The sequence below is a fragment of the Mesorhizobium sp. WSM4809 genome (assembly GCF_055811655.1).
Genome location: NZ_JBVVQW010000002.1, coordinates 438651 through 451056 on the forward strand (window position 1 = coordinate 438651; position 12406 = coordinate 451056).

At 63.4% G+C, this 12406-nt stretch carries 11 protein-coding genes; 8 read left to right on the top strand and 3 right to left on the bottom strand.

Annotated features, from left to right (window positions below; translation table 11 throughout):
• Positions 1–24 precede the first annotated feature (24 nt).
• The 8 genes from AC0L24_RS06610 (at position 25) to AC0L24_RS06645 (ending at position 8747) form a co-directional block, all read left to right on the top strand.
• Positions 25–981: a carbohydrate ABC transporter permease gene (locus tag AC0L24_RS06610; RefSeq protein ID WP_024502750.1), complete on the top strand. Its 957-nt coding sequence runs from the start codon at positions 25–27 to the stop codon at positions 979–981.
• Positions 978–1922, top strand: a complete 945-nt coding sequence (locus tag AC0L24_RS06615) for a carbohydrate ABC transporter permease (RefSeq protein ID WP_023810088.1) — start codon at positions 978–980, stop codon at positions 1920–1922. Before AC0L24_RS06610 ends, AC0L24_RS06615 begins: the two co-directional genes overlap by 4 nt.
• A gap of 4 nt (positions 1923–1926) precedes the next feature.
• Positions 1927–3042 (top strand): ABC transporter ATP-binding protein, encoded by a 1116-nt coding sequence (locus tag AC0L24_RS06620; protein ID WP_023810089.1) that lies wholly within the window; start codon positions 1927–1929, stop codon positions 3040–3042.
• An 88-nt stretch (positions 3043–3130) separates the two neighbouring features.
• Positions 3131–4633 carry a GMC oxidoreductase gene (locus tag AC0L24_RS06625; RefSeq protein ID WP_292139024.1) on the top strand — a complete coding sequence of 501 codons (1503 nt, stop codon included), beginning with the start codon at positions 3131–3133 and terminating at the stop codon, positions 4631–4633.
• The gene (locus AC0L24_RS06630; RefSeq protein WP_292139022.1) at positions 4630–5391 is read left to right on the top strand and encodes a 3-ketoacyl-ACP reductase; all 762 of its coding nucleotides are present in this window, start codon (positions 4630–4632) and stop codon (positions 5389–5391) included. Before AC0L24_RS06625 ends, AC0L24_RS06630 begins: the two co-directional genes overlap by 4 nt.
• A gap of 12 nt (positions 5392–5403) precedes the next feature.
• Complete coding sequence (locus AC0L24_RS06635) at positions 5404–7032, top strand: GMC family oxidoreductase (RefSeq protein WP_473563574.1); 1629 nt, start codon at positions 5404–5406, stop codon at positions 7030–7032.
• Positions 7033–7049: 17 nt separating this feature from the next.
• Entirely contained in the window at positions 7050–7358 is a 309-nt protein-coding gene (locus tag AC0L24_RS06640; protein WP_127809375.1) for a Dabb family protein, read from the top strand.
• Between the two features lie 153 nt (positions 7359–7511).
• Positions 7512–8747 (top strand): MFS transporter, encoded by a 1236-nt coding sequence (locus AC0L24_RS06645; RefSeq protein WP_081738768.1) that lies wholly within the window; start codon positions 7512–7514, stop codon positions 8745–8747.
• Between the two features lie 7 nt (positions 8748–8754).
• Here AC0L24_RS06645 and AC0L24_RS06650 read toward each other — a convergent pair whose 3' ends face one another.
• The 3 genes from AC0L24_RS06650 to AC0L24_RS06660 all read right to left on the bottom strand — a co-directional run bounded on the left by AC0L24_RS06650 (position 8755) and on the right by AC0L24_RS06660 (position 12225).
• The gene (locus AC0L24_RS06650; protein ID WP_127329389.1) at positions 8755–9600 is read right to left on the bottom strand and encodes an EamA family transporter; all 846 of its coding nucleotides are present in this window, start codon (positions 9598–9600) and stop codon (positions 8755–8757) included.
• A gap of 7 nt (positions 9601–9607) precedes the next feature.
• The gene (locus AC0L24_RS06655; RefSeq protein WP_128363341.1) at positions 9608–10510 is read right to left on the bottom strand and encodes an endonuclease/exonuclease/phosphatase family protein; all 903 of its coding nucleotides are present in this window, start codon (positions 10508–10510) and stop codon (positions 9608–9610) included.
• Between the two features lie 164 nt (positions 10511–10674).
• Positions 10675–12225: a cation:proton antiporter gene (locus tag AC0L24_RS06660; protein ID WP_127809373.1), complete on the bottom strand. Its 1551-nt coding sequence runs from the start codon at positions 12223–12225 to the stop codon at positions 10675–10677.
• Positions 12226–12406 lie beyond the last annotated feature (181 nt).

The window sequence follows — 12406 nt, forward strand, 5'->3', positions numbered from 1 at the left end:
CCGCGAGTCGACGGGAGGAGCCCCATGAGCACGGTAGCGACAAGCCAGATCAAGCTGACGCCGGAGCATGCGCGGCCACGCGCCTCGGTGCGCTCACGCCTGCAGGACGCATTGCCGAAGATCGTGCTGGCGCCGAGCTTCGCCATCACCATCGTCTTCGTCTACGGCTTCATCCTGTGGACGATCTATCTGTCCTTCACCAATTCCAAGACCTTCCCGTCCTATGTCCTGACCGGCTCGCGCGCCTATCAGCGGCTGTGGGGCTGGACCTTCGACACCGACCCGCCGTCGAGCTGGTACACGTCGATAACCAATATGGGTATTTTCGGTTTCCTCTACATCGCAATCTGCCTGGCGCTCGGCCTGTTCCTGGCCATCCTGCTCGACCAGAAGATCCGCGGCGAAGGCGTGCTGAGGCCGATCTATCTCTACCCGATGGCGCTGTCCTTCATCGTCACCGGCGTCGCCTGGAAATGGTTCCTCGATCCCGGCCTCGGCCTCGAGCAGACCTTGCATCAATGGGGCTGGACGAGCTTCCATTTCGACTGGATCAAGAACAAGGATTTCGTCATCTACACGGTGGTCATTGCCGGCGTCTGGCAGGCCTCCGGCTTCATCATGGCGATGTTCCTGGCCGGCCTGCGCGGCATCGACGGCGAGATCATGAAGGCGGCGCAGATCGACGGCGCCACCACCTTCCAGCTTTACCGCCGCATCGTCATCCCGCTGCTGCGGCCGATCTTCCTGTCGGCTTTCATCGTACTCGCGCACCTCGCCATCAAGTCCTACGATCTGGTCGTGGCGCTGACCAGCGGCGGCCCCGGCGGCTCGGCCTGGCTGCCCTCCAACTTCATGTATGAGTACACGTTCAAGCGCAACGAAATGGCCGTCGGCTCGGCCAGCGCGGTGATCATGCTGATGACCATCGTCGCAATCATCGTGCCCTATCTCTATTCGGAACTGCGGGAGAAGCCGCGATGAGCGCCGTCACCACTCCCGCCCGCCAGGCCTCTGGCGGCGTCAACGTCAAGGTCATCAACCGCATCGTCATCTACGGGCTGCTGGCGCTGTTTGCGCTATTTTATCTGATGCCGTTGTTCGTCATGCTGGTGACCTCGTTCAAGACCATGGACGAGATCCAGAACGGCAACATGCTGGCGCTGCCCAGGGCACCGACCTTCGATCCCTGGCTGAAGGCTTGGGGCGAGACCTGCGTCGGCCTCACCTGCGCCGGCATCAAGGGCTATTTCTGGAACTCCATCAAGATGGTGGTCCCGGCCGTGCTGATCTCGACAATGCTCGGCGCGCTCAACGGCTACGTGCTGACCAAATGGCGTTTTCGCGGGGCAACGCTGGTGTTCGGGCTGATGCTGTTCGCCTGCTTCATCCCGTTCCAGTCGGTGCTGCTGCCGATGGCGACCATCCTCGGCAGCCTCGGCCGCTTCGGCGTCACGCTGCAGAATGCAACGGGAACCAGCTTTGGCCTCGGCAACCCGACGGTCAACCTCGTCTTCGTCCACGTCGTCTACGGCATCGGCTTCACCACGCTGTTTTTCCGCAACTACTACGAGGCGTTCCCGACCGAACTGGTCAAAGCGGCACAGGTCGACGGCGCATCCTTCTTCCAGATCTTCCGCCGCATCATGCTGCCGAACTCGATGCCGATCTTCGTCGTCACCGTCATCTATCAGTTCACCAACATCTGGAACGACTTCCTGTTCGCCTCGGCATACGCCGGCACCGGCGATGCGATGCCGATGACGGTGGCACTCAACAACGTCGTCAACACCTCGACCGGCGTCGTCGAATACAACGTCAACATGGCCGCCGCGATGATCGCGGCACTGCCCACCCTTCTCGTCTATGTGCTCGCCGGCCGCTATTTCGTGCGCGGTCTGATGGCGGGCGCCGTCAAAGGATAATCCGATGGCTTTTCTGGAAATTGATGGTTTGAGGAAGCGCTTCGGCCAGGTCGAGATCCTGAAGGGGATCGATGTCGAGCTCGAGAAAGGCGGCTTCCTGGTGCTGGTCGGCCCTTCCGGCTGCGGCAAGTCGACCTTGCTCAACACCATCGCCGGCCTGGAGACGATCACCTCGGGCGAAATCCGTGTCGACGGCCGCACCATCAACGATCTGCACCCCTCCAAGCGCGATATCGCCATGGTTTTCCAGAGCTACGCGCTCTACCCCAACATGACGGTGGCCGGAAACATCTCCTTCGGCATGGAGATGCGCGGCGTGCCGGCGGCGGAGCGCCAGAAGGCGATCGACAAGGTGGCCAAGGTGCTGCAGATCGGTCACCTGCTGCAGCGCAAGCCGAGCCAACTATCCGGCGGCCAGCGCCAGCGCGTCGCCATGGGCCGGGCGCTGGTGCGCGACCCCAAACTGTTCCTTTTCGACGAGCCGCTGTCCAACCTCGACGCCAAGCTGCGTGTCGACATGCGCATCGAAATCAAGCGCCTGCATGCCACCACCGGCACCACCATCGTCTACGTCACACACGACCAGATCGAGGCGATGACGCTGGCCACCAAGATCGCGGTCATGCGCGATGGCGAGGTGCAGCAGTTCGGTACGCCGGCCGAAATTTACAACAACCCGAGCAATCTCTTCGTCGCCGATTTCATGGGCTCGCCGGCGATGAACCTGATCCCGGCGACGATCGGCACGTCAGGCAACGCGCTGTCCGTCGTGCTGCAGCGCGAAGCACGAGAGCCGATCTCGCTGCCGATGGCCAATGCACCGGCCGGCCTGTCGGCATTCCAGGGCAAACCGATCATCTTCGGTGTCCGCCCCGAAGCCCTGACCGATCCGGAAGGTGCCGAGCGCAACGCCTCGCACATCGCAACCGCCGACTGTCACATCGAGGTCGTCGAACCGGCCGGCTCGGACACTTTCGCCGTCACCAATCTCGGCGGCAAGGGCGTGGTGGCGCGGCTGCGCGCCGACGCCAACATCCAGCCGGGCACCAACACGCCGCTTGCCTTCAACCTGACCAAGGCGGTGTTCTTCGACCCGGCGACCGAGACCCGTATTCGCTAATGTATGTCGCCCAAAAGTGGATCCGGTTTTGGGGCAACGACATGCATCAAAACAAAAAACTAAAGCGCGTCGGGACGCGATTTAGGCCATGACAAATCCGGACATCGTCATCATCGGCTCCGGCATCGGCGGCGCCACGATCGCTTCCGGCCTTGCCGGCAGCGGCGCCTCGATCCTGATGCTGGAGCGCGGCGAGCCGTTGCCGGCGACGCCGCACGCGCGCGACACGCGCTCGATCTTCGTCAACGGCCATTACAGGCCGAAGGAGATGTGGCGTGAGGCCGGTGGTGCCGCCTTCAACCCCGGCAATTATTACTATGTCGGCGGCAATTCGAAGTTCTATGGCGCGGTGCTGATCCGCTACCGCAAGGAGGACTTTGCGGCCATGGAGCATTTCGGCGGAGTCTCTCCGGCATGGCCGTTCACCTATGACGAATTCGAGTCCTGGTATTCGAAAGCCGAGCAGCTGTTTCGCGTGCGCGGTGCACTGGGCGAGGATCCGACCGAGCCGTTCCATTCGGTCCCCTACGCCTACAAGCCGGTGCCCGACGAGGCACCGATCGCCCGCGCCCGCGCCGAGCTGAAAAACCTTGGCCTGCATCCGGCCTCGCTGCCGCTCGGCGTCGACATCGACACCTGGCTGAAGGAGGGCAAGACCGGCTGGGATGCTTTCCCGAACACCGGCCAAGGCAAGGTCGACGCACAAACGGGACCGCTGACGGCGGCCCTCACCGACCAGAACATCAAGCTCGAGACCGGCGCTTACGTCGAATATCTCGAAGCCTCGCCAGACGGCACGACGATATCAGCCATTCACTACCGGCAGAATGGCGAGCTGAAGAAAGTATCACCGAAGCTGGTCATCCTGTCGGCCGGCGCGGTCAATTCCGCCGTCATCCTGCTGCGCTCGCCCACATCGGATGGCAAAGGCCTAGCCAACCGCTCCGACCAGGTCGGCCGCAATTTCATGAACCACAATTCCAGCGCCATGCTGGCGATCGACCCGCGCCGCCGCAACGATGCCGTCTATCAGAAGACCTTGATGCTGAACGACTATTACCTGTCCGACGGCAAGGGCGGCAAGCCGCTCGGCAATGTCCAGCTTCTGGGAAAGATCGACGGCAACATGCTGCGGGCCAATGTCAAATACACGCCCGGATTCGCGCTCGACTTCATGGCCGGCCACGCTGTCGACTGGTACCTGATGTGCGAGGACCTGCCCGATCCGGAAAGCCGCATCATGGTCGACGGCAAGGACATCGTCATGCAGTGGCGGCGCTCCAACATGCAGTCGCTCGACGGGCTGACCAAGGTGATGCGCGAAAATTTCCGCGCCTGCGGTTATCCCATCGTTCTGTCGCGCCCCTTCGACAAGCGCACGCCGTCGCACCAATGCGGTACGATAAAGATGGGCGACGATCCGGCGACGGCGGCGCTCGACCCTTACTGCCGCTCCTTCGACCACCGGAACCTCTTCGTCGTCGACGCCGGTTTCCTGCCGAACTCGGCCGCGGTCAATCCGGCGCTATCGATTGCAGCCCAGGCGCTGCGTGTCGCGGACCACATCCGCAAGACGGACCTGGCGGCATGACCCGCCCTGCGGCCATCGTCACAGGCGGCGCGCGCGGCATCGGACTGTCATGCGCCGAGGCGCTGGCCGATGCTGGCTTCGATATTCTGGTCGCCGATCTTGCTGACCAAGCTCCAGACGAACTTGCCGCCGCCATTGCCGCCCGCGGCTCAAAATTCGCCTATGTGCGTTGTGACATCGCCAACCTCGACGACCATCCAGCCCTCGTCACCGCCGCAACGAACGCCTTCGGTCGCATCGACTGCCTGGTCAACAATGCCGGCGTCGGCGCCGTGGTGCGCGGTGACCTCTTGGACCTCAAGCCGGAGAATTTCGACCGCACGCTCGGCATCAATCTGCGCGGCACCGTGTTCCTCAGCCAGGCCGTGGCCAAGGCGATGCTGGCTGCGCCAGGCGATCACCAGAGGTCGATCATCACCATCACCTCGGTCAGCGCTGAAATGGCATCGCCGGAGCGGCCGGACTACTGCATCTCGAAAGCCGGGCTTTCGATGTGGGTGAAGAACCTGGCGCTTAGGCTTGCGCCCGAAAATATCGGCGTGTTCGAGGTCCGGCCAGGCATCATCCGCACCGATATGACATCAGGCGTGACCGCCAAATATGACGCCCTCATCGACGGCGGTCTGGTGCCGGCAAAGCGCTGGGGCGAAGCATCAGACATCGGCGCGGTGGTGGCAACACTCGCTGGCGGAAAACTCGGCTTTTCGACCGGCTCGATCATCAATGTCGACGGTGCGCTCTCCGTGCCGCGGCTGTAAGTGGACAGTGTCATGACCGACTACATCATCGTGGGCGCCGGTCCGGCCGGCTGCGTTCTGGCCAACCGGCTGAGCGAGAATCCGGCAAATTCGGTCCTGCTGCTGGAGGCTGGCGGCAAGGACTGGCATCCCTACATCCACATGCCGGCCGGGTTCGCCAAGATGACGAAGGGGATCGCCTCCTGGGGCTGGTCGACCGTGCCGCAGAAGCACATGAAGGATCGCGTCTTCTGGTACACGCAGGCCAAGGTTGTCGGCGGCGGCTCCTCCATCAACGCCCAAATCTACACGCGCGGCAATGCCCGCGACTATGATGCCTGGGAGAAGGAAGAAGGCCTCGCCGGCTGGGGCTATCGCGACGTGCTGCCCTACTTCAAGCGAGCCGAAAACAACCAGCGCTACGCCAACGATTTTCACGGCGACCAGGGCCCGCTCGGCGTGTCCAACCCGATCGCGCCGCTGCCTATCTGCGAGGCCTATTTCCGTGCCGGCCAGGAGATGGGCATCCCCTTCAACCCGGACTTCAACGGCGCTGCCCAAGAAGGCGTCGGCTACTACCAGCTGACCCAGAAGGATGCCCGGCGCTCGTCCGCTTCAGTCGCCTATTTGAAGCCGATCCGCGCCCGCAAGAACCTGACCGTCCGAACCGACGTGCTGGTGACGCGCATCGTCGTCGAGAAGGGCCGCGCCATCGGCGTCGAGGTGGTCGACAGGCCGGGCGGCGAGAAGAAAATCCTGCGCGCCGAACGCGAGGTGATCGTCTCGTCCGGCGCCATCGGCTCGCCGAAACTTCTGATGCAGTCGGGCATCGGCCCCGCGGACCATCTGAAGTCGGTCGGCATCACACCGGTGCACGACCTGCCCGGCGTCGGCTCCAACATGCAGGACCATCTCGATCTGTTCGTCATCGCCGAATGCACAGGCGATCACACCTATGACAACTACGCCAAGCTGCACCGCACGGCCTGGGCCGGCCTGCAATATCTGCTGCTGAAGAAGGGGCCGGCGGCCTCCAGCCTGTTCGAGACCGGCGGCTTCTGGTACGCCGACCCGACAGCCGCCTCGCCCGACATCCAGTTCCATCTCGGTCTGGGCTCGGGTATCGAGGCCGGCGTCGAGAAGCTGAACAATCCCGGCGTCACTTTGAACTCGGCCTTCCTGCGGCCGCGCTCGCGCGGCACGGTGCGGCTGAAGAGCGCCGACCCGGCCGACCACCCGCTGATTGATCCGAACTACTGGTCCGATCCCTATGACCGCGCCATGTCGATCAAGGGGCTGCGGCTGGCCCGCGAGATCATGCGGCAGAAGGCGCTTGCCCCTTACGTGCTGCGCGAGGTGCTGCCCGGCCCGTCACTCGCCAGCGACGACGAGCTGTTCGACTATGCCTGCCGCAGTTCCAAGACCGACCACCATCCGGTCGGCACCTGCCGCATGGGCCATGACGAGATGGCTGTCGTGACGCCGGATCTGCGGCTGCGCGGCATCGAGGGCCTGCGCATCTGCGACGCCTCGGTGATGCCGCGCGTGCCTTCATCCAACACCAATGCACCGACTATCATGGTCGGTGAAAAGGGCGCCGACCTCGTCCTTGGCCGCGAGCCGCTGCCGCCGGCGGTGTTTTCCGGAAACCGGGCTGCTTAGCCACTGAGGGGTAAGACATGATCAGGCACTGTGTTTTCGCCAAGTTTCGCAACGATGTTGCCGCCGCCGAGCGCAAGGCGATCCATTCCGATCTCGAGGCGCTTCGACAGGTGATCGACGGCATGGACGCCGTAAAATTCAGCGCCAATGTCAGCCCGGAGCCGTTCGCACGCGGCTTCACCCACGGCTTCACCATCGATTTCCGCGATGCTGCCGCGCGCGATGCCTATCTTGTGCATGAAGCGCACCAGCGCGCCGGCGCGCGCCTGGTCGCTGCCCTGGAAGGCGGCACGGACGGACTGCTGGTGTTTGATCTCGAAATCTAGACCTCATTCTCAAGCCACGATCGAGTTCATCGACAGATCGCACCGGTCGCTCCTCATCGCACCTTCCGCCATTCCAGCGGGCGTTCGATCAAATGAGCCACGCGAAAACGTGACCACCGGTCTTCCCTGAACTGGCCGATAATTCCCCCATCGATGATGATGGAGGAAGATTTGCCCCTTAATTCGCAGCAGAAGAAGACCGTCCTCGCCTCATTCCTGGGCTGGACGCTCGATGCTTTCGATTTCTTCCTTCTGACATTCCTGCTCACCGATATCGCGACCGAATTCCACGCCGACGTGCCCGCGGTCTCCAAGGCGCTGTTCCTGACCTTGGCGACACGCTTCATCGGCGCGTTCTTCTTCGGCATGCTTGCCGACAAATACGGGCGCAAGCCGATCCTCATGCTCAACATAGTCAGCTATTCGGTGATCGGCGCGCTGGCCGCCTTCTCGCCCAATCTCGGCATATTCCTCGCCCTGCGTGCTTTGTTCGGCATCGCCATGGGCGGCGAATGGGGGCTGGGCAGTTCGCTGGCCATGGAATCCATTCCGCCGAGCGCACGCGGCATGGTCTCCGGCATCCTGCAATGCGGCTATCCGGCCGGCTATCTGCTGGCGGCGGTGGTCTATGGCCTGCTCTATCAGCAGACGATCGGCGGCTACACGATCGGCTGGCGCGCCATGTTCCTGCTCAGCTTCGTGCCGGCGCTGATCGTGCTCTTTATCCGCTCGCATGTGCCGGAATCGCCGGCCTTCGTCGAAGCGCAGAAGACGGCTCGACCTGGCATGTGGGAAACGCTGCAGAAGCACTGGGGCGTCGCGCTCTATGCCGTCGTGCTGATGATGTTCTTCAATTTCTTCAGTCATGGCACGCAGGACCTCTACCCTACCTTCCTGAAGAAGCAGCACGGCTTCGATCCGCATACGGTGAGCTGGATCACCATCGTCGCCAATATCGGCGCCATCGTCGGCGGCCTGGCCTTCGGCGCGCTGTCGGAGAAGATCGGCCGCGTTAACGCCATCACGCTGGCATGCCTGATCGCCTTGCCGTCCATCCCGCTATGGGCCTACTCGACCACGCCGTTCATGCTCGCCATCGGCGCCTTCGTCATGCAGGTCGCGGTCCAGGGTGCCTGGGGCGTCATCCCCGTGCACCTCAACGAGCTTTCGCCCGGAGCGGTGCGGGCGACCTTGCCCGGCTTTATCTATCAGGCGGGCAATCTCGCCGCGTCCTATGGCGGCCCCTATCAGGCAGGAATCGCTGAAAGCGCCGGAGGCAGCTATGGCTATGCCCTGGCGCTGTTCGCAGGCGTGGTCGCCGTCTGCATCATCGTCGTCATCCGCTTCAGCCCGGAACGACGTGGCCAGGTGATGACCGTCCTGACCTGAGCGGCGCCTAACCAAGCCTCAGCGCGACGACGCCGGCCACGATGCTGAGCGCGGCGGCACCGCGCCAGCCGGTCATTTTTTCGCCGAGAGCGAAGACCGAGATCATCATGGCAAACAGGATCGAGGTTTCGCGCAGCGAGGCCACCGAAGCGATCGGTGCTTTGGTCATCGCCCACATGACGATCCAATAGGCGGCGCCGCTGAGTACGCCGGTGAACAGCCCTGCCTTCCAGTCGCGCGCCAACACCGGCAGCGCCTTCGGCCCGCGGAAGATGAGGCACAGCACCAACGCGCCTAAAGCATCGCAGATGAACAGCCAGGCGGCATAGCTCTGCGCGGTTGCCGCCAGCCGCGCGCCACTGCCGTCCGACAGCGTATAGCTGGCGATGAAGATGGAAGTGCCGAGCGCGAAGCCAACCGCGCGCAGATTGAGTTTTTCCAGATGCGCGCCGCCACGAAACGACATCACCAGCGTGCCGGCCGACAACAGGAAGATGCCGAGCATGGCGAACGGGCCGGGAATCTCGGCAACGACGAACATGCCGCCGAAGGCTGAGAGCAGAGGTGCGGTGCCGCGCGCCAGCGGATAGGTCTGGGCGAAATCGCCGGCCTTGTAGGCGCCGATCAGGAAGGTCCGGTAGCCCATGTGGAAAACGACGGAGGCGATGATGTAGGGCCACACCTCCGCCTTCGGCACTTCGACGAAGGGCAGCACCACGAGTGCCGCCGCGCCCATGCCTAATGTCATCAGCGTGATCGACAGGAAGCGGTCGAGATGAACCTTGACCAGCGCATTCCAGATCGCGTGCATGGCAGCGGCGGCAAGCACTGCAAAGAAGACGAAAAGCGTCATGCGCGGCTCATGTGGCGATGCCCGGCGTTTCCAGGTCTATGTCCACCCGCAGCGGAAAATGATCCGAGGCAACCTCGCCGATGTCTGCACTGATCGAACGCACCCGCCCGGCGAACATGCCGCCGACGAAGCAATGGTCGAGCCGGCGCTTTGCCAGTCTGCCGTCGATGGTCTTCACATGGGTGTGGAAGTCCGGAACCGGCTCCCCGGCAACGGCGGCGGCATCGACGAAACCGCTGAGATAGGCGGCACCTCGATGGTAGGGCGTGCTGCCGACGATGCGGCGATACTCGGCGCTGTCCGGCTCCATGTTGAAATCACCCATCCAGATCGCCGCCAGCGGGTTTTCCGGCTCCGCTTCGCCGCTGGTCCAATTGCGCGTGGGCTCGTCGTCGACGCCGCTCCACGGTCCGCCATCGGACGGTGCCCGGCGATGCTCGGCCATGAGGTAGTCGATCTGCTCCAGCCGCTCCTCGGCCGCGATATGGGCGAGATGCAGCGACAACACCCGCACCGGCCCTGCCGGCGTGCGGATCATGCATTCCAGCGCGGCGTTGCGGGTGTTGAGCGGCCGCTGCGTTCGGCGCATTGGCAGCGCATGCAGCCGCGACCAGACGATCGGCAGTTTCGACAGCACCATGGTGCCGAACTGGCGGCGCCGATTGACCAGACGGCCGTCGCGCCTTTCGCTGGCGTCCATGTCGAAGGCCGGGCCGTAGACCCAGTGATGTTCGGGCAGCAGACGGGAAAGCAGCTCCGGCTGGTCGTCGTAATTGCTGCGTTGCCAGTGCCGCTCGACTTCCTGCAGCGCAATGATGTCGGCACCGGCAACGATGCGCGCGGCGCGCGAAAGATCGTAGCGGCCGTCGCCGCCGAACCCGTACTGGATGTTGTAGCTGACCAGCTTCATTGCTTATCCGGCTCAATTTCGTGTTGGCAGTAGCGGTTCGATGCCACGGTTGCAATGTGCAGGAGAATGGACGTGGCTTGGACCAGCCTTGCTTCACCGGGATCATGCACCGATCCCGAAGCACTTCGATATCTTCCGTGCGCCGGAAAACGGCGTGCGATGCCTTATGTATTCAGCGGCTGGAACCGGCCGGGTGGCGACGCCGCCAGTTCGGTCCAGTCGATCTCTTCCTCCAGGCGATGATAGGCTTCGTCGCCAATCGTCCCGTTGCGGCGCAATTCCTCCAGCGCGTCGCGCTGGCTCTTGATCGCATAAAGACGCAAGCGGTCATATTCGGTCGCCGCCTGGGCATCGTCGGGATTTTTGGCGATCTTGCGTTGAGCGGCATATTGCTCGCGCACCGCGGCCGCCGCGTCCGATGTCTTGCCGCTCAATATGTCGAGGGCGGCCTGCATGACCACAACACGCGCCTGCGCAACCTCGCGGTCGACGGTTTCGTCAGGGTCGAGGTTCAGCAGGCGCAGCAGCGGCTTCAAGCTCATGCCTTGCAGCACCAGCGTGCCGAGCACGACCGTGAAAGCAGCGAGCACGATCGGGTCGCGGGCCGGGAATTCAGCCGGCAGGGCGAATGCCGCCGCAAGCGTCACCAAACCTCGCATCCCGCACCAGCCGATCAGCACGCCGCCACGAAACGACGGAGCGTCACGCTGACGATCAGCCACGCCGAAACGGCCAAACCACCTGATGATCGCTCCGCACCCCAGCACCCAGATGAGGCGTGAGACGATGACGATGGCAAGCACTGTCCCGGCCAGGACGAACGCATCGGTCTGCCCCTGCCCGGCAAGCCTGCCGACGATCGTACGCGCCTGCAGGCCCATCAGCACGAAAGCCAGAACATTGAGCACGAAGACCGCCGTCTCCCAGACCGAATAGGAGCTGATGCGGTTTCTGGCCGGCATGCGGCGCGGTGCGGTGCGGGCGATCGTCATGGCATAGACGACTATGGTGATGATGGCCGATAGTCCGATCCTGTCAGCCAGGATCCAGACCCCGAATGTGCCGGCAAATTGCACCACAGTGCCGCTCGCCGGGTCCTCGATCCGGCCCAGCGTCATCAGAGACACCCGGCCAAGCAGGTAGCCGGCGGCAAGGCTGCCGAGCGTGGACAGCAGGATCATCGGAACGGCGCTGCTCAGCAGAATGGAACCTGCTGCCGCCGAAATCGCCATCCGGTAGATCAGCAAGGCGGTGGCGTCGTTGAGCAGGCTCTCGCCTTGCAGAATGGCAGTGATGCGGTGCGGCACCTTGAACTGGCCAAGCACGGCCGATGCCGCAACCGCATCGGGCGGCGCCACGATGGCGCCAAGCGCTATGGCCGCGGCGATCGGCAGGCCTGCCATCGCCCAGCCGGCAAGTGCGACCGTCGCTGTCGTGAACAGGACGGCACCAAGCGCCAGCAGCACAAGCGGCACCCTGTAGCGGTTGAGATCGCGCAGCGAGGTATCATAGGCGGCATCGAGCAGCACCGGCGCGATGAACAGGGCTAGCGCCAGTTCCGGATCGATCTCTATGGTCGGCACGCCAGGCACGAAGGCGATGGCCACCCCGGCCAGCGCCAGCAAAGAGGGATAGGGAACCTGTACGCGCCGCGACAGCGCCGTCAGCGCAACGGCGATCAACAGCAGAACGAGTGTCAGTTCGAAAAGCGCCATGGCCTGTTATAGCCGGGATGCGAGACGCTGGCAGTGGCAAAGCGGCTGGAAACTGTTGATTGGCCAGCAAGCTCGAGCCGATGGGAATATGCCCCGAATTGCCTTCCACCGATGCCCTGCCAAATCGACAAATGCGCCGACCGCACCGACATCGAAATCACCGATAGAGGGCTCGCTTAAA